Annotated in this window: 18 protein-coding genes; 8 read left to right on the forward strand and 10 right to left on the reverse strand. The window is 41.1% G+C overall.

Going from position 1 to position 18,873, the window contains the following annotated elements; genetic code table 11:
• Positions 1-57: 57 nt before the first annotated feature.
• The 4 genes from AACW45_RS33435 to AACW45_RS33450 form a co-directional block, all read right to left on the reverse strand.
• Positions 58-891 carry an O-methyltransferase gene (locus AACW45_RS33435; protein WP_190630071.1) on the reverse strand — a complete coding sequence of 278 codons (834 nt, stop codon included), beginning with the start codon at positions 889-891 and terminating at the stop codon, positions 58-60.
• A 4-nt stretch (positions 892-895) separates the two neighbouring features.
• Positions 896-2,125 (reverse strand): sedoheptulose 7-phosphate cyclase, encoded by a 1,230-nt coding sequence (locus tag AACW45_RS33440; protein ID WP_190630073.1) that lies wholly within the window; start codon positions 2,123-2,125, stop codon positions 896-898.
• Positions 2,126-2,557: 432 nt separating this feature from the next.
• Positions 2,558-2,719 (reverse strand): hypothetical protein, encoded by a 162-nt coding sequence (locus AACW45_RS33445; RefSeq protein ID WP_190545755.1) that lies wholly within the window; start codon positions 2,717-2,719, stop codon positions 2,558-2,560.
• 746 nt (positions 2,720-3,465) lie between these two features.
• Positions 3,466-5,154, reverse strand: coding sequence for an NAD(P)H-quinone oxidoreductase subunit 4 (locus AACW45_RS33450; RefSeq protein WP_190630075.1), 1,689 nt, complete (start codon positions 5,152-5,154; stop codon positions 3,466-3,468).
• A gap of 397 nt (positions 5,155-5,551) precedes the next feature.
• On the opposite strand from AACW45_RS33450, the gene AACW45_RS33455 reads away from it, so the two are divergent.
• Entirely contained in the window at positions 5,552-6,022 is a 471-nt protein-coding gene (locus AACW45_RS33455; RefSeq protein WP_190545751.1) for a thiol-disulfide oxidoreductase DCC family protein, read from the forward strand.
• A 113-nt stretch (positions 6,023-6,135) separates the two neighbouring features.
• A complete protein-coding gene (locus AACW45_RS33460) occupies positions 6,136-6,642 on the forward strand; it encodes a hypothetical protein (protein WP_242045456.1) in 507 nt (168 codons plus the stop codon).
• A gap of 348 nt (positions 6,643-6,990) precedes the next feature.
• Here the strand turns inward: AACW45_RS33460 and AACW45_RS33465 are convergent, their stop codons facing one another.
• Both AACW45_RS33465 and AACW45_RS33470 read right to left on the reverse strand, forming a co-directional pair.
• On the reverse strand, positions 6,991-8,661 hold the full coding sequence (locus tag AACW45_RS33465; protein ID WP_190630077.1) for an RluA family pseudouridine synthase: 1,671 nt from the start codon (positions 8,659-8,661) through the stop codon (positions 6,991-6,993).
• Positions 8,662-8,872: 211 nt separating this feature from the next.
• Complete coding sequence (locus AACW45_RS33470; protein WP_190630079.1) at positions 8,873-9,424, reverse strand: Uma2 family endonuclease; 552 nt, start codon at positions 9,422-9,424, stop codon at positions 8,873-8,875.
• A 220-nt stretch (positions 9,425-9,644) separates the two neighbouring features.
• Between AACW45_RS33470 and AACW45_RS33475 the strand changes: the two genes are divergently transcribed.
• Positions 9,645-10,652 (forward strand): hypothetical protein, encoded by a 1,008-nt coding sequence (locus AACW45_RS33475; protein ID WP_190630081.1) that lies wholly within the window; start codon positions 9,645-9,647, stop codon positions 10,650-10,652.
• 30 nt (positions 10,653-10,682) lie between these two features.
• Entirely contained in the window at positions 10,683-12,218 is a 1,536-nt protein-coding gene (locus tag AACW45_RS33480; RefSeq protein ID WP_242045457.1) for a CHAT domain-containing protein, read from the forward strand.
• A 180-nt stretch (positions 12,219-12,398) separates the two neighbouring features.
• Here the strand turns inward: AACW45_RS33480 and aroH are convergent, their stop codons facing one another.
• The 4 genes from aroH to AACW45_RS33500 form a co-directional block, all read right to left on the reverse strand.
• Positions 12,399-12,824 carry a chorismate mutase gene (gene aroH / locus AACW45_RS33485; RefSeq protein ID WP_313933743.1) on the reverse strand — a complete coding sequence of 142 codons (426 nt, stop codon included), beginning with the start codon at positions 12,822-12,824 and terminating at the stop codon, positions 12,399-12,401.
• Positions 12,825-12,910: 86 nt separating this feature from the next.
• On the reverse strand, positions 12,911-13,732 hold the full coding sequence (gene sppA / locus AACW45_RS33490) for a signal peptide peptidase SppA (protein WP_096645466.1): 822 nt from the start codon (positions 13,730-13,732) through the stop codon (positions 12,911-12,913).
• Positions 13,733-14,228: 496 nt separating this feature from the next.
• A complete protein-coding gene (locus tag AACW45_RS33495) occupies positions 14,229-14,525 on the reverse strand; it encodes a hypothetical protein (protein WP_096645465.1) in 297 nt (98 codons plus the stop codon).
• Positions 14,526-14,575: 50 nt separating this feature from the next.
• Positions 14,576-14,701: a hypothetical protein gene (locus AACW45_RS33500; RefSeq protein WP_277880241.1), complete on the reverse strand. Its 126-nt coding sequence runs from the start codon at positions 14,699-14,701 to the stop codon at positions 14,576-14,578.
• A 290-nt stretch (positions 14,702-14,991) separates the two neighbouring features.
• On the opposite strand from AACW45_RS33500, the gene AACW45_RS33505 reads away from it, so the two are divergent.
• From AACW45_RS33505 to plsY, 4 genes are all read left to right on the forward strand, one after another.
• Positions 14,992-15,789, forward strand: coding sequence for an MlaE family lipid ABC transporter permease subunit (locus AACW45_RS33505; RefSeq protein ID WP_190630083.1), 798 nt, complete (start codon positions 14,992-14,994; stop codon positions 15,787-15,789).
• Positions 15,790-15,930: 141 nt separating this feature from the next.
• Entirely contained in the window at positions 15,931-16,317 is a 387-nt protein-coding gene (locus tag AACW45_RS33510) for a DUF3119 family protein (protein ID WP_096645463.1), read from the forward strand.
• A 117-nt stretch (positions 16,318-16,434) separates the two neighbouring features.
• A complete protein-coding gene (locus tag AACW45_RS33515; RefSeq protein ID WP_190630356.1) occupies positions 16,435-17,733 on the forward strand; it encodes a DUF3086 domain-containing protein in 1,299 nt (432 codons plus the stop codon).
• 136 nt (positions 17,734-17,869) lie between these two features.
• Positions 17,870-18,562 (forward strand): glycerol-3-phosphate 1-O-acyltransferase PlsY, encoded by a 693-nt coding sequence (gene plsY / locus AACW45_RS33520; RefSeq protein ID WP_190630358.1) that lies wholly within the window; start codon positions 17,870-17,872, stop codon positions 18,560-18,562.
• Positions 18,563-18,873: the final 311 nt, after the last annotated feature.

The raw sequence follows: 18,873 nt of genomic DNA on the forward strand, positions 1-18,873 counted from the left end.
AATTTTGGATTAAGGAAATTTTCATCCAAAATCCAAAATCCAAAATCTAAAATTGTTTCACCCTACCCGTCTAATCAGAGTCACACCATCGCGGATGGGTAACAGAACTTGCTCTACACGAGGATCGGCGGCGACAACAGCGTTAAATTGAGCGATCGCTTCACCATTGGCGGTGCGTTGTTCTGGTGGTAGATAAACTTGTCCTTGTAGCAAAGTATTATCGACGCAGATTAAGCCGTCGGGAGCTAGTAAGTCACGATCCAAGATGGTCTGGAAGTACTCTACATACTCTTTTTTATCGGCATCGATGAAGATTAAATCAAATGTTTCTTTACTTGCTGCTAGCTTGTGGAGTGTCTTTAAAGCAGGTGCTACTTCCACAACGATTTTGTCACCGTCGGGAGATGCATCAAAGCAAGCTTGAGCAAATTGAGCCACATAAGCATCTACTTCACAAGCTATGAGTTGTCCATCCCTTGGTAGTGCTTCTGCCATTGCTAAGGCTGAATACCCTGTAAACATTCCTACTTCCAGAATGCGCTTGGCCTTAGTCATGTGTACAAACATTTTTAATGTCTGTCCTTCAAGATGTCCAGAGAGCATTTCTTGTTCTAGTTGGCGCACTGTTTCCCCATCACTAAAGCGTTTACTCCAGTCTTCTTGGCTGGTTCTTTGCGCCAATGCTGTTAATGCACTTGATTCTGGGGTGGTGTAATCATCCAAGTAGGGATCTAAACCTGCTGCTAATTGCACCGCTTGCTGTAGAGAATCTAATATCTCTGCGGGAATGTTTTGCTGTTGTGCTAATTTTAGGGTTTGCTGTAGTTGCGCTACTAAGATGCTGTGTGGTGTGATTGGTCTAGCAGGAGGGAGTTGTGTAATACTCGTCATCTTTTTACACTCCCACTAATTGAACTTCTTGGGGTTCAATGTATGCGTCTACACCTGCTCCACCACGAGGGTACTTAGCACAAAGACGTTTGTGTTCAGCTAAGGCTGTATCTAGTTCTTCACGAGTCAAATCGTTAGCAAAGAAGCACTCACCAATGGGACGAGGCATGGCGGCGCGTTGTTTACCATCTCGTGTTAGGGTAATAGACTGGGTGGCATACCAGAGTAAATCCCCATCTAATAGCGGGTGATCGAGTGATAGACCTATACGACTCATCAAGTCGAGGATGCGATCGCGTTCTGTTGTGGGAATATAACCTCGTTGTGCAGCAATGGTTGCAGATAAAGCCATATCTATATTGACGGCGTGACCGTGATACAGAGGTACACGTGGCGCTAATTCTAAGGTAGGACTCCAAGTATGTCCGTAGGCAATGACGCGATCGAGGTCGATTTCATGCAAGTTTGGCGTCTCTAATTCCAACATAGTTTTGATTGCTTCATAGTTGACTTTATGAGCAATCTCTTTGATTTCTGCTGTACCATTCACATGTCCAAAGTGAGTGTTAAGCAATTCCTCGCCATATTCATATAGCAGTTCAAAAACTTCTGAGTTAGCTACTACAGCAATTTTGACTAACTCCGCCATCCCATTACGAACTTGAGCCGTTGGTAAGGTTTGCAAAAATGAGAAATCGAGGATAACTTTCAAAGGTGCATGATATGCTCCCAAGCGATTTTTCAACTTGTGATGATTCACTGCTACCTTAATTGCTACACCTGCATCAATTAACCCAATCAATGTAGTAGGAATGCGAATATAGTTACTCTTGCGACGGTAAGCAGCGCAAGCAAACCCAGCCACATCAGTAATTAAACCGCCACCAACCACTAAAACTGGTTCTTTACGAACTAAGCCAAAATCCGCAAAAGCATCAACAATTTTCTCAAAACTAGCAAGGGTTTTAGCTGGTTCAGTAATGATGATAGGAAATACTGTCAGGTCAATTTCATAGTGCTTAAAATATGACCTGATTTGCTCGCCGTAAAGTTCATAAACATTGGCATCAATTACAGTTAAACAGCGACCAAATTTTGCATAGCTATCAGCAAGTTCTCGGTTTTGAACATCAAATGCACCATTCACATAGACAAGACTAAAATCTATTTTTTCATAGCCTTGAACGTGAAATGCAGTTTCTGTAGCTGCAAACGATGCTTGAACATTACTCATGTCTTTTGACCTCTCTGGAAATTAAAAAATTGTGGAATTCTGGTAAAAATTCCGCTTTACCCTAATGCAAGCAAGCAGGAAATAATACTCTTTAATGTTTGAGATTAAAGGCATCACAAAACCAGCTTTTTATAAAAAAGCTGACTTCTATTACTGTGTGGCATTGTTATTAAACAACACCATTCATTTGAGTAAATTATTTAGGTGGCTTAATCTTTCATTCAGGAGAAACTCAAAACTAGTCAACTAGTCCCATTTGCAATATCGCGCCATAACGCTTGCATTCTTTCTTCTAGAATTGTTGACTTGAACAAGCAGAATATTTCATCTGAATTCAGATTTATAAGTAAGTCGGTAATTGCACAAATAGGCTGGAAACTCTTACCAATGAATAATCACAAAGGAAAAATAACAGCCTTGACTAGTTATATTTCATTGCACCGACTTACTTACCACTATGCTTAACTTTAGTGGTTTACCAATGGTGCGATTTCGGCAAACTGCTGTCCTGGAGAAAAGTTCGTCTTGTTCTTCTCCCAGTTTTAATTTGAGATTAGCACCCTGATTTACCTGAAGTTCGGTGTTGTTTAGCATTACGATTAAACCTTCTATGGCTACTCGCTACATTCTTTTTGGCTCAAGATGACAGTGGATTTTGAGTAATTTTACTTAAATGCTAATTAACTCCACTGTATTTTTTTCTAACAATTTTCCGATTTTTTGACTGTGCAAAAATCCTATCTTAGTAGATTACTCATCTTGTCTATCTTCAGACTGACATTTGAGATTACAGCCATAATTAATCCTCAAATTGTTGTTTTTTAGCATTCGTCCCAAACCATAAAATGGCTAAAAACGAAGAAGACTGACTACCTTCTATTCAGGATGATAGTATTATTCCTCTTCACTCAAGTAAAATTAATGCTCAGTATTTCATATATTTATCTCAGTAATTCCGAAAAATTCTGAATTTAAATATATATGAACCATTAGTTAACGAACTGTTAACTTTATTAAGCAAAAATCTTTTGTGCAAAAATTTTACTTGATTGAATTGGCTTTATGCCTCTAAATTAAGCTGTTTTAGCCTAAGCCAGCAAATAATCTACTAGAGAGTAAATTAGAGTCATGTTACAAATCATAACATTTGCACAGGACAAATCATAACATATTTAAATTCATTCCCGTCAATCCTTCATGGGAAATGTAGAGGTAACAAAGCATTTGCCAGGATTTATATCTATAGATAGATGTTTTATACAGGTATATAAGCAAAAAAAAGCGATCGCCCTCAAAAGAGCGATCGCTACATTTTCAACAGATAATAGAGGTCGAAAAGCTTACTTCATAGTTGCCAAAACTGGTGAGATTTCCGGTTCTGTAATCTGGGGAGCTAAAAATCCACTAGCATAAATCCGGGGATTGGCTTGGGAAATGACGGTGTAAGATTCGCGTACTTGAGCATTGATTGCCACAGTCTTCACATCGTACATCTGCATCGCTACCTTGGGATAAAAGCCAATGCCGATAATCAACACGATAAAGCAGGCAGCAATAAACACTTCACGGGGGCTAGCATCTCTATATACTGCTTCGGTAGGTAGAACGCAATCTGTACCAAAACATACAGCTTCTTCTGCTTCGTCATTCTTAAATCCGCCATCTGTCAGGTCGCAGGTAGGCGCTTTACCAGTTCCGTAAAAGACCTCGCGCAACATGGAAAGGAGATAGATTGGTGTGAGAATTACGCCCACAGCTGCGAGGAAAACTGTTACTGTGCAGAAAGTCGAACTGTAAATATCGCTAGTAGTTATACCAACGAATACCGAAAGTTCGCCGACAAAGCCGCTCATTCCAGGTAGAGCCAGAGAAGCCATTGCACCGATGGTAAACAGAGCAAATACTTTAGGCATTGCTTGACCGATACCGCCCATACTTTCCATTGACATTGTATGGGTACGGTCGTAAGTCACGCCTGCTAAGAAGAACAGAACTGAAGCAATCAAACCGTGGGAAATCATCTGCAACATTGCGCCATTGATTCCCAAATCTGTGAAAGACGCAATTCCCAACAATACAAAGCCCATGTGGGAAATTGAGGAATAAGCCAAGCGGCGCTTCATGTTGGTTTGGGCAAAGGAGTTCAGCGCGCCGTAGATAATGTTAACAACACCCAGGATGGCTAAAACAGGGGCGAAGTATACGTGAGCGTCGGGCAAAAGTTCTAAATTTAAGCGAATTAGACCGTATCCACCCATTTTTAGCAACACGCCAGCCAAAATCATGGATACGGGCGCAGAAGCTTCACCGTGAGCATCAGGTAACCAAGTGTGGAGCGGGAAAATAGCCAGCTTGACACCAAAAGCTATTAATAATCCTGCATAGAGCAGCAGTTCTAGACCCAGGGGGAAATCTTTCATTCCCAAAGCAGCCATATCAAAGGTCATGGTACCGCCACCGGAGAGCGCCATTGCCAATGCGGCGACAAGAATAAATATAGAAGCGGCTGCGGTATATAACAAAAATTTAGTTGCTGCGTAGCGGCGCTTTTGTCCGCCCCAAATACAGACGAGGAGGTAGACGGGAATCAGCTCGACTTCCCACATGATGAAGAACAGCAGCAAGTCTTGAGCAACGAATACCCCGATCTGTGCTGAATACAGCACCAACATTAAAAAGTAGAATAGTTTTGGTCTGCGATCGACTTGCCACGCAGAAAACATCGAGAGTGTGGTGACAAATCCTGCTAGCAGCACCAATGGGACTGATAGCCCATCGACCGATACAGCCCAGTTAAGACCTAACTGGGGCAGCCAGGCATAATTTTCCACGAGTTGAAAACTAGCACTGCTGGCATCGTAATGCTTCCAAAAGGCATAGCACATTAAAACAAAGTCTGCGATACCTACGCCAAGGGCATACCACCTTACGCGCTTGCCATCTTTGTCAGGCAACGCCGGGATAAGCAGGGAAGCAACCAGTGGCAGTAGAACAATCGCGGTAAGCCAAGGAAATCGATCCGCTATCATGTCAATAAGAAAAAATACTTATCTGTGAATAAGGTCATTCTACTCGACTTTGTAAACAATTGTGAATAAGTATTTATTTCCGAAGGCATAGAAAAATTTATATCTAGAGGTTTTTGTAAAAATACATATAAATTTGACTCTATGATTCGATTTTTCATTCCACAAAGCGTGTTAGTTTGGTTGTTAATTATGAGCGAGTGCAGTCTGTAGTCAGGCTTGTAGAGGTTACCTCTGACTTTATTAATGGCTGTAGCAGTTTCGATAGATATCAATATATATATGCCAAGCTTTACCGGGACTATTGGCAACATCGGCTTTCAGTAGACGGCGATTCTTTCAGCGATGAATTTCTCTACAATATATATATAAGTATAAGAATCTTAATAAAAGCGCCTCTATGTCTTCACTCAATTCTCAATCCTCTATTGCCAAGACTGCACCCACATGGAAAATCGAACTGTTGTATGACGGTGAATGTCCTTTGTGTCTGCGCGAGGTGAATTTTCTGCAAAAACGCGATGCTGGACGAGGATTAGTGAATTTTGTGGATATTGCAGACAATGACTATAACCCAACAGCACATGGCAATATTGACTATGAAACAGCGATGGGACGCATCCATGCAGTTTTAGCTGATGGAACGGTAGTGAAAAATGTGGAGGTGTTTCGCCGGGTTTACGAGGTTCTGGGGATAGGTTGGGTATATAGTGTTACTAAGTTACCGATAGTAGGCGCGATCGCAGATTTTCTCTATGGAATTTGGGCAGATTGGCGACTGGCGTTGACAGGAAGACCGAAATTACAAGATATTATTTCCCAGCGTCAACAGCAACTTTGCGATGGTGAAGGGCGTTGTCGAATCGATTAAAGTAAAGAGAAAAAATGTAGGTTTTGGATATTGCTTAAATAGTGCGATCGCCTATTATTTATCTTCTACAAAACCTTATAGGAACTAGCTAAAATTTTACTCCGTCACCAGAGATGGAATCAGGAGTAAAATATATGTTCCCTTGCTTAAAATATATTGGATTGGGCTTAACAAATTTAAGTTTATTAACAGCAAGCATAGCAATTATATCAAAACCTATTAATGCTGGCGAACCAATTATTGATAATAATTGCCAGTATCATGTAAGAACACCAGAAGTTTTTAGAAAAATTCCCCCTCAAAAGCGCGGCACTATATATTTAACATCTGCTTTTGATGTTAATCGGCAAAAATATTTTTTACAAGTATATAAATTTCCTAATTCCACAGGTGTTTTTTGTTTAGCAACCTTTAATGCACAGCCGCAGAAATTAAAACAATCTCAATTGATTCAAGATAAGATAATTGAAAAAGTTGCAAAAGACTCTTCGCGGAAAGCTAATTATATAGTGACAGTACGAGGTGGTATAAATGACGATTTTTTAAGAATACATTATAGATTAAATCTCAGCAATCCCAATCAACCAAAGGTGACACCCATAATTATCATATACAAATGATAAAGTATAGCTGTTGACAGTTGACTGTTGACAGACTTAAAAGCCTTTTATTGCAATCTTATACCATTTTGAAAAAAGAACGCGACAGATGGGTAGTAGGGGCACGGCACCAGTAAAATATTTGATATGCCAACAGATTGTGGATGCCGTGCCCCTACAAAGAATTTATCTGTCGCAAACATTATTTGAATTGGTATTAGGTTGATGTCCTAATCTATCTGGCTACAGCTATATATTGCCAGTTGGCGAAGTATAGATGATCGTTGATTGTAGGGGCACTGGCACTGCCATGCCCCAAAGCGCTTACCTGAAATATACTGTATATTATTTATTGCATTCTTTTATTAGTTAAAATGGCGTTTTTATTTGTATATAAACAGTTTCTTCTAGATGTGGATGCTGAAAGTTAATTTCTCTAGCATGGAGATGTAAGCGATTTACTTGGCTATTATTCTCATATAATTTATCTCCTAAAATTGGTATACCCAGCCCTTGAATATCAGCAGCATGAACCCTAATTTGATGGGTGCGTCCTGTTAGCGGTTTAAATTCAACGCGGGTATAGTTTCCCTCTCTAGCTATTACTTGAAAATGGGTAATGCTAGGTTTACCATATTGCCAATCAACTTGTTGATAGGGGCGATGATCGGGATTTCCCCATAATGGAAGTTCAATTACATCTTTCTCAGCAGTGAGAATACCAGAAAGTAAAGCTTCATAAATTTTGTTAACTTGCTGTTGCTGAAATTGTTGGCTGAGTTGGCGATAAGTTTGGCGATCGCGTGCCAAAATTAAAATACCAGAAGTGTCTCGATCCAGTCTATGCACTGCATTGAGTGACATGCCATCTGGTAATATATTGCGTAACCGACTGAGAACACTATCTTGAGTATCTAAATAACGTCCGGGAACTGATAATAATCCGGCGGGTTTATTAATAGCAATTAACCATTCATCTTCGTAAATAATTGAGAGTGTTTCGTCCTTTTCTATATTAATAGATAAGAGATTTGCAGAGTTAAATTCTTTTAACCCTGAAAGTAAAAATCCCATTAATGGCTGACAGCGTTCTGCACAAGCACCGTAAAATTCACCGGGGATTTTATCTCCAGTTATTGATGGAGAACCCCACCAGAATTCCGCCATCGCTAAGGGTTTGAGATGATGCATCGCTGCATATTGTAATAGTTTAGGGGCGCAACAATCCCCTGTACCTGTGGGTAATCCTGATGGTATCAATTGTTGTAGCGATCGCGATTGTCCATAAAAATTCATTAGAGTATAAGCTGCGTGCATTTGCGTTTGTAGTTGGCTCGATCGCTGTTTGCGCTGTTGTTTTAATTCCAATATGCGTTGATCTGCGGCGGTGATTACCTGCTGAAGTGGCTGTAATACTTGATTTTGCTGGCGTTTCAGGTGGCGTTCTGCTATTCCTTCCTGACGGCTTTCTGCATCAAGTTTTTCCAAAGCAATAGTCAGTGCTTCACCTGTGACTGTATTGCAGATGTGCTGGCGTTCTGCTTGGCGTTGATGTTTGCGCTGACGATGGCGATCGCGCATTGCTTGTAATTGTTGTGTAAATTCCTGCGATCGCTTTTTGTATTCCTGTCTTTGGGGAATTTGCTGTAAATTAATCAATTCTTGCTTGATATCTGCCAATTCCACCAAAGTTTTAGCTTCTTGTTCAGCTACTTCTTCTCGCCCCGGAATTGGCGGAACCCAACCCTCAACTACACTACAACCATTCAGCAAACCAGAGAAAGCTTTGATGATGCGCTGTTCGCCCGTAGGTAGTTCAACCAGCAATACCCCATACATCTTACCTTCTTGAGAGTAAAGGTCATTTTTGGCTAGTTGTTGCATTAAACTGTGAGCGATCGCTTCTACTAACGCTGTACGGGGTAATCTGAGTAAGTTCCCAGTTTGCGGACAATACCCTTCATAGTAATAGTTAGGCGATGGGTTACTAATAGGAGAATTGCAGTCAATAAAATCTGCAAGCGGATGTAGAAATACCATATTTATTGAACCGCATTAGACACGCAGTGGCTTCCCGCAGGGTAGACGCCAAGAACGCCAAGAATTTGTAGATTGTGCGTAATACCATTTCGATATGAAGATGCATATTATTAGCCTGCGGAGGCAGGCTTGGTTTATTTAGCCCCAGGCTTCTAGCCTGCGGGCGTTAATGTGCAGCTTTACAGAGAATTGGTATAAGAGTATTTCTATTCTAATAACTAACAATCAAATCTACTGCAACAGCTATATCTGGAAATGCTATCGGGTAAATACTGCCCCCTGTAAGTGTAAATTTAGAAGCATATTCACCATCTTGGGGATCTCTAAATACTATAAGCTGCCTTTTTCGCAAATTCACTACCCAATACTCTGGAATTTCCGCTTCAGCATAAATTTTAGTTTTTATCTCTAAATCTTTTTCTAAGCTGGAATCGGAGTATTCAATCAGCCAGAAAATATTTTCCGCATAAGGATGATGATTGAGATATTCACGCCCTAAACGTTGAACGATCGCAATATCTGGTTGAGGTTCAGAGTTATTCGCCAGGGTAATTGGTTTGGCTGGACGAATTGTCGCGCGATCGCCCAATAATCGCGTGAGATATTCCCCGGCTTCGCTACTAAAATAGGCGTGGGGTTCTCCTTCTGGTGACATCTCGATAATCTCTCCCTGCAACAATTCCACAAGCCGATTATCTAATATACCGGCGGCAATCATGCGGTGGTACTCTTCTATTGTCCACTTTGCTGTAGTTACGACCATAGCGATCGCTTTTTTGTCGTTATCTTCATTTCACATCCTACACTCAAATATTACAGATAAGAAAGAGCTTAAATATAAATACTGTGGATGACAACGTAACAATTAAGATCAATACTAAATTAAAACTATCAAATTGTTACAAGGGAATAAATCTGCTCTATTTGTTGGTTAGATAGTAAGAATATCACCAAAACCAATTATTAATGAGCTTAGGATAACTATGCTTTACTTTCTAGGAGAATACCCGCTTATAAACACAAATAGTAATAATTACACGACAAAAATTATCTATCAGGATGAATTTGTCTCAAGTAAGATTGAAAAATCACAAAATTTTTCGGCACTTCCGAATCCCGAAGAATTTGGTAAAGAATCTGTAACTTTCACCAAACCTTCCCCTGAAGAGATAGAGCCATTTTATCTAACTCAAGCAACGGAAATCACCAACGAATCAACATCACAGCCAGTTAGACAACAACCTTTACAGATAGAACCTACTTCCCCAGAACAAAAACCATTTCAACCGCAAAGAATCCCCGCCGCATTTAGAAGAAAAAGAACTGGTGCGGTGACATCTCCTGGGGTCACGATTCAAACGCCATCGGCTTATGGTAAATCTTGGGGAAGTGCGGCTATAGGCTTAGGTTTACAATCGCGCACTCGCTTTACTGATACAGCTGATGGTGTGATTGGATTTGGTATAGGTTTTGGTGATGCACAAAAGTCTGTAGGTTTAGATATCAGTTTAGGTATTGTTGACCTCGATAATCTTCAAGATGGTACTATCAGTTTTAAATTACATCGTCGGCTTCCAGAGGATTTTGCTGTAGCTTTTGGCGTGAAAAATGTGTTGACTTTTGGTGAAACTGACGGCGGTACAAGCGCTTATGGTGTAGTTACTAAAATGTTTCGCCTCCAAGATAGCGATACTAAACCTTTGAGCCGTCTTTATGTTTCTGTTGGTATTGGTGGCGGTCAATTTCGCTCGGAATCTGATATTACTAATAAAGTTGATTCTATCGGCGTGTTTGGTAGTGTAGCCTTAAGAGTAGCGCAACCTGTAAACGCGATCGCCGAATGGACTGGACAAGATTTAACTCTAGGATTATCGATTACACCATTTAAAAACACTCCTTTAGTCATAACACCAGCAGTGAGCGATATTACCGGAAATGCCGGTGATGGCGCTCGCTTTATTTTTGGTATTGGTTATGGCATTTCTTTTTAAATTAAATCTCTGACACAATAGGAAAATATTATGATGAAAATACCTCGTTCATTCTTGGGCATTTTCTTATCAGTGGTTTTAGTCTTAATTCTCTTTAAATCGGTTAATGCCCAATCCCTCAATCAATCAGATACTACCCTCCCTGATAATCAGGAAATTCTCAATAATAATTCAGATGTCACTGGCCCCGATACTCAAGAATTACCAAATAATACAGATGGGGATGGAATTGAAATCGATCGCGATGTATTTGATAAAAGTTTTGAATCCGCACCAGTTGAGCAAGCTGTTGAACAATTTGAAGAATTACAAGCAGTAGAAATTGGTGAAAGATTTGGTACATCTTTCTATGGAGATGTTGCTTCAGCTAAAGAAATTGCCGATACTTTAAGAAATTTATGTCAGCAAACTGGACAAAATGCGGCTCTACTATATGTAACGTCTTTACAAGACAAACTGGATTTAATTCTTATCCTGCCTAGCGGCGCACCGCAAAGTTCTGCTAGCAATTCTAAATGTTTAAATAGTGCCAGCGCCAATCTAGAACCAATCCGTAAGAATATCCCCGAAGCGAAACATAATCTCGTGCAAAAAGCTGCTCAAGATTTTCGCCTAAAAATTACTAACTTTAGAAATGAAAAGAATAATTATCTCAAAAGTTCCCAACAACTTTATCAATGGATAGTTGCACCTTTTGAAACTACTTTACAAGCTAACAAAATCAATACTGTAGTTTTCTCAATGGATAGCGGTTTGCGATCGCTTCCCATTGCAGCTTTACATGATGGTAAACAGTTCATCATTGAAAAGTACAGTGTAGCCCTAATACCCAGCTTTAGCCTCACAGATACTCGGTTTGCACCCATCGCCCAATCCCAAGTTTTAGCAGTAGGAGTATCAGAAAGTACAGAAGAGCAAGTACCATTGCCATTTGCAGAAGTAGAAATTAGCACATTAACTAATAAAATTTGGCAAGGACAGTCTCAGTCATTATTAAACACAGCCTCTACCATTGAAAACCTCAAGTCTGTCAGTAGCAAACAGCGTTTTGGCATTATTCACCTAGCAACCCACGGACAATTTAATGCAGGAGAACTGAGTAAGTCTTATATTCAGTTGTGGAATGAAAAAATTCGCTTAAATCAACTCCGAGGTTTATCTCAGGAATTAAAATGGAGTGCTGAACCGAAAGTAGAAATGTTGGTTTTGAGTGCTTGTACAACGGCTTTAGGAAACGACGAAGCCGAATTAGGATTTGCAGGGTTAGCAGTCCAAGCTGGAGTCAAAACTGCACTAGGTAGTCTGTGGTACGTCAGTGATGAAGGTTCTCTAGCGCTGATGACTAAATTTTATGATGAGTTAAAGGCTAAATCTTTAAGGTCTTTGGCACTCAGAGAAGCCCAATTAGCCATGCTTAAAGGCGAAGTGCGCATAGAGGATGGTAAGTTACGTCTAGGGGAAAACAATCTTGTCTCCCTACCAGCAGAAATCAATGCGCCTGAAAATTTGAGACTATCCCATCCTTATTATTGGTCTGCTTTTACTGTGGTTGGCAATTGGAATTAGTCAATAGTCGGAGACGCGATTAATCGCGTCTGTACAATTGTCATTGGTCATTTGTCCTCCTTGTCTCCCTTGTCCTCCTTGTCTTCCTTGTTATTTCACCTGGCGAGAAGACGCCAAAGGCGTCTACAAGCTGGTAAACCTGTCTCACGCTATGCTTAACTGCGTTAACTGAGTGGGAAGTTATTCGCGATCGCCACTTGTGGTTACTACTACTTGGGGCGATCCTGCTAATGACTGGGGTAAACTCCAGTCAGGACGCAGGTTAGCCGCATGACGCAAATAAATATGGTAAATTGGTGCGGAGATTGGCAGGTAAACGTGGATTAAAAAGCGGATACAGCGCTGTAAACTACCTTCAACATGCATTTGCTGCACATCTAGCATCGCCACCCCATCCCAATCTGGACGAGTTCTGGCGATCGCAGCTGGAAAAATCGCATCCAAATCTTTGGTGACTGAGAATGTCACGCTAATAATATCCTTTGGCAGGAGATTATTCCGGCTTTCCAACTCATCTAGTAACTCTGTAACCGCTTCTCTCATCGCCTCAATTGTGTTTTCCGAAACGGTTGTTGCTCCACGAATAGCCCGCATTTGCCAATCCACGCCCAATCCTCCTTAAATTATCAACAGCTATCTTTTCTCACTTTATAGTTTTTATCACTGTTGATTTAACTGTGACTAATAACTATTTATGGTCGATATAACCACAGGGGTAAACCACTCGTAGACATCTCAAACTCTAGCCAGTCAATACCAGCGCCAATTCCTGCGGAAGCTTGACGACTTCCTGGTAGCAATCGACTTAACAAAGGTTTACGTTCCTCCAAAGTAAAGCATTGGGTTTTTTCGGGATCGAGTCCAACTAGTTCTGCTGTCCAGCGTCGCGCATCTTCTTCTGTTCCCAAGCGATCGACTACACCTAACTCTAAAGCTTGCTGTCCGGTGAAAATCCGCCCATCAGCGAAACTTTTCACAGTTTCTACTGCTAAAGAACGGGCTTCCGCGACGGTTTGCACAAACTGTTGATAACTGACATCAATCAATTCTTGCAGAATAGTTTGTTCTTCTGGTGTTAATTCGCGGTCAAATGCCAAAATATCTTTGTAAGGGCCGGATTTAATTACCTTAAAGGAAACACCAATTTTATCTAGCAGGCGCTCTAGATTATTGCCGCGCAGAATTACACCAATACTCCCCGTAATGGTACCGGGGTTAGCTATGATATGTTCGGCTCCCATGCCAATGTAAACGCCGCCAGAAGCTGAAATATTACCAAAACTGGCAACTATTTTCATTTTCTCCCGCAGGCGTTTCAAGGCGCTGTAAATTTCTTGAGAATCTCCCACTGTCCCGCCAGGGCTATCAATTCGCAGCAGTAAAGCGGGAAACTTTTTTTCCTCTACTGTTTTTAATGCTTCTAGAACACGTTTGCGCGTTCCCCCAGAGATTGCACCAGTAATTTCAATCCGCGCAATTTGTTTACTAAACTTGGGCTTAAAGGGCCAAATCATAAGCTGTCATCAAATCTCGTAATCAACTCAATCTTAAGATCTTGAGCGGTCTGACGACTTGTTTAGCCCCAGATAAAACCAATATAAAAAATTTAAGAAAGTTTTTATATTTACACAGATGCTTTTTTGATATTCTATTTTTTGTTAGGAAAAAGTGTAAATTATTAAGTCAACCAATTGTTAAAAGCAATACTAGATTGTGCGTTTTGGTTGGATCAATGTTTGCCTTAAGGGCTAAGTACTAAGTGATTATCTAGAGAAGATAAAATAATAGATACATAGATACAACAATAATTGCCTAGCAAATCTAGCTTTGAGGCATAGTTAAGATGCAGCAATTAGTTAGCTTAATTAATCGAAAACCAAAAATTGCTAACCCCTGATATAGATATGTAAGTGAGAAGCAGCATCCTCTGAATCTGGGTATATAGAAGAGAATAATAGTTTTTGAGAACTTAGTAGCCAATAATACTTACAAAAATCGCTTAACCATAACTTAGGAATCAATCCGTAAAATTTGACACCGATAATAAGCGTAAACATCAAATAGCGCACCAACAAAGCTAAACGTCAAACTAATGACAATTAAGCCGCGTAGAGGACTATCGGTACCAAAAATTCCCAGAAAATATAAAATTTGGCTAGCGATCGCATCTGTGAGGGCATCGAACCCCGGAACGTAACCGATAACAGGAAGGAGGAGCAAGAAACCGCCAACTAAAAACATCGGCACGAGAAAGCTAAAAATCGCAGTTAGCAGTAAAGAACGGAGAAAGTTAGTAAAAGTAGTCATATAAACGACACTCCGCAGTAACAGGTTACAACAAGCAAAAAGCAATATTGTCATTCTCTACAATAATTGCGATCGCTCCATCGGAGTGAAGATGTCAAAAATCTTAAGTTTTCATTAAATAAGTCTGTTACCTGCGATCGCAAATCCAGCCTGTAAAACTCAGCAGTATGATCCAAAAAATCCTTGCTCAATCAGGTTTTCAGCTAACAGCTTTTCCCATGAAGTAATATAAAGCCTGCGATCGTCAGTCTTAACTTTCTGAGACTCCGTTTAAAGTAAGTTAATGTTTCACCCAAATTATAGGGCAGGGGCAGGGAGCAGGGAAGGGGAAGGGGAAGGGGGAGCAAAAGAGATAATTAATCAAAACTCAATGCCCAATGCCCAATGCCCAATGCCCAATGACTATTGACTATTGCCCATTGACTTTCGCTATTCTTAAGGCAGTTACCGAGTTAGCTACAAAACATTGAGTGAGACTACATCCAAATCCAGTTTAGGCGCGTGGAGTCAGAGACTACTGGCGGCGATTTTTTTGGGTGGACAAGTAATAGTTCACCTCCTAAGAGTCAAAATTCATTGGCGCAATACGAAAGAGCAAATGGCAGCAGTAGGGCCAGATTCTCTGTTTATTGCCTTATTAACCGCTATTTTTGTTGGTGCAGTGTTTACCATCCAGGTAGCGCGAGAATTTGTTAACTTTGGGGCGGGTAATCTGGTTGGCGGGGTGCTAGCGGTAGCCTTAACCAGAGAACTCTCGCCTGTCTTAACAGCCGTAATTTTGGCAGGGCGAGTAGGTTCAGCCTTTGCAGCAGAAATTGGCACAATGCGAGTCACAGAGCAAATTGACGCGCTGTTGATTTTAAAAACTGACCCAATTGATTATCTAGTAATTCCTCGCGTCTTGGCTTGCTGCTTAATGCTGCCAATTTTAACGTTGCTATCTTTAGTCACGGGGATGTTGGGAGGATTGGTAATTGCTGGAAACTTGTATAACATTGCTGATACAACATTTCTTGATTCAGCCCGGAATTTACTGGGACTCTGGGATATTTGCAGCGCCATGATTAAGGCGTTTTGCTTTGGGATTTTAATTGCGGTGATTGGTTGTAGCTGGGGCTTAACGACAACCGGAGGAGCCAAAGGCGTGGGACAATCTACTACCACGGCTGTAGTTACAGCTTTGCTAATTATATTTGTGAGTAACTTCTTCCTTTCCTGGTTAATGTTTCAGGGTATGGGTAGTGCATTCATTAAAGGTATGTAGGTTAATTGTTAGAGACGCGATTAATCGTTAGAGACGCGATTAATCGCGTCTGTACAACCATCAACAGTTTGGCGATCGCGCGTTTGGTAACCCGCAAAATCCTAAAATAGGAAATTATGTTTGATTATAGAATTTGGAACTATGACTAGTTCATTTGCACCTAACACCACATCTACAGTAGAACTCAAACCTAGCTACAATATCCCCGTAGTTTTGGTAATTGGGTCAATTCCCCTACTGTTAGTTCAACCTCTGCTAGGCGGTATTATTGGCTTGTTTGGTTTGTTTTTGATGTTTCAGGCGGCGACATTGCGGTTAAGATTTACTGCTACTGACTTAGATCTTTACAGAGGCGAAGAATTACTGCGGCGGTTTCCCTATCAGGAATGGCAAAATTGGCGGATATTTTGGAATCCCATACCGATATTGTTTTATTTTAAAGAAATCAAAAGTATTCACTTTTTACCAATTTTATTTGACCCTAATACCCTAAAATCCTGCTTAGAACAACGTTGTCCCCGAATTTAGTCTTGTTTTTGGTGCAATATCCATCACCCGCACCAACTAATCAGGACTTTTTGTACAGGTCAATTGTATATTTCAACAAAGCTATTTATTCGCGTCATAGGAATTACAGTATTGGTTATGAACCCAGAGGAATCTCAAACCCCAGAATCAATTGATGAGTGGTTGGCACAAATACAAGAAGATAAGCCAACAGAAGCAGCGGCAGATAACTCATCTGTTGAATCAGAGGAAGAAACACCTGCACAGGCTTTATTAGTGGAAATACAGCCAAATGACGCAACTATTGCATCGCCTCTAGCTGATGCTGAAGATGTTTCTACAGTTGAACCCGCAGCCGATGTAACTGCTGATTTGGTAACCCAGTTAGAAGCCGAAACTGTGGCGCTGGAGTCAGAAATAAAATCAGAATCAGAAGTTAATTCCCTATACGCCCAAGCAGCACAACAGGTTGCAGAGTTACAAAGTACCAAAGAAGTCCTAGAAGCCGAAATAGCCAATCTGCAAGTTAGTTACAAAACTCTTCAGTCGCAGGTGGGCGAAACTCAATTGGCGTTAGGAAAGCTGGTGCAAGATTCCCTAGCACAATTAGAACAACGCAAACAAACCCTGCAAATTGCTGTAGAACAGTTAGAACGCCGTCAAGAACGCATCCGCAATGAAATGCGCACGACTTTTGCGGGAACATCTCAAGATTTGGCGATTCGGGTACAGGGTTTTAAAGATTATCTCACAGGCAGTTTACAAGATTTAGCCGCCGCCGCCGAACAGTTGCAACTCGTACCGTCGGCAATTGCACGAGAAAAACCTGTAGTATCGATTAAAGAAGAAAAACCCCCAGAAGCAGCACAATCTGGTATCCCCCAATTCGCGCAGCAGCAGTTTCAAGACACTACCAAGCAAATTCGCCGCCTCATCGATCAATATCGCAACAAACCCGATTATTATGGCCCTGCTTGGCAATTACGCCGGACTTTTGAACCAGTCCATGCAGAACGAGTTTCTAACTGGTTCTTCAGCCAAGGGGGACGAGGTGCTTTGCGGACAATGGGTAGCCGCTTGCAGAATATTTTGATTTCTTCGGCGGTAATTTCCATCCTCTACAAATTGTATGGCGATCGCGTCCGCGCTTTAGTATTAGCTAATACACCAGAACGCTTAGGTGAATGGCGGCGCGGTTTGCAAGATTGTCTGGGTATAGGTCGTCCAGACTTCGGCCCCGATAGAGGAGTAGTGTTATTTGAAGCACCAGAAGCTTTGGCGCAAAAAGCCGACCGATTAGTAAAAGCCAATCAACTCCCGTTAATCGTCATTGATGATTCCGAAGACCAAATCAGCCTAGCATTACTGCAATTTCCTTTATGGTTAGCCTTTGCCCCAGACCCCAAAACAATGCGAAATTATGATGATGATTTTTAATTAGTCAATGGTCAATGGTCAATGGTCAATGGTCAATAGTTAATAGTTTGGACTTTGGACTATTGACTCTGGACTATTGACTTTGGACTTTAGACCATTGACTTTGGACGTTGGACTATTGACTTTGGACTTTGTTATGGCTGTTTGGTTAAGTTTGTGCGCTGTTGTTTTGGTTGTAGCCTATCTATTGGGTTCTTTCCCTACTGGCTACATTGCGGTGAAGCAGTTAAAGGGTATTGATATTCGCGAAGTTGGTTCTGGTTCAACTGGGGCAACTAATGTCTTAAGGACTTTGGGTAAAGGGCCTGGGGCTGTTGTGTTATTAATTGATTGCTTGAAGGGCGTAACTGCGATCGCTCTAGCTTACCAGTTATTTAAATTGGCTCCACTTTACAATTTTCTCCCCCTTACGGTAGATGTTAATTTGTGGCAACCGTGTTTAGCAACTTTAGCGGGGTTAGCAGCAGTTCTCGGACACAGCAAATCAATTTTTTTAGGTTTTAGTGGTGGTAAATCTGTCGCTACTGGCTTAGGAACTGTACTGGCGATAAGTTGGCAGGTAGGTTTAGCATCAGCAGGTGTATTTGCTGTTGTGGTAGCGATATCGCGGATTGTCTCCCTAAGTTCAATTACAGCTGCGATCGCGGTGACAATTTTCATGATAGTTTTCCATCAGCCTTTACCTTGCATTCTCTATGCCTTTTTTGGCGGGTTGTATGTAATTTTGCGTCACCGCAGTAATATTGAACGCCTACTGGCAGGAACTGAACCAAAAATTGGGCAAAAGGTAACTATAGAAGCCGAACCAACTGATGGACAGTTAACTTAAATTTTAATGCGATCGCTAATGGGAGCATCCCAATTTTGACGCAATACCCTAGAAGGGTATTGCTATACCAACAAAACCTGCCTACCCTTCGGGAACGTCTTCGACGAACGCAGGCTATCAAACTTTTAGCCTGCGAAGGCAGGCTTCGTATTTCTAGCCCCACCCTTATAGGGTGAGGGCGGTTTTTGCTGGGATGTTCCCTCGCAAATATCAAATCTACTCGCGATCAGATCCCCGACTTTTTGAAAAAGTTGGGGATCTAGGAAATCAGATAAATTAATGGGACAGACCACTAGATTCAATTTCAGCTA

This window comes from Calothrix sp. FACHB-168 (assembly GCF_963889195.1).
Classification (GTDB): domain Bacteria; phylum Cyanobacteriota; class Cyanobacteriia; order Cyanobacteriales; family Nostocaceae; genus Aulosira; species Aulosira anomala_A.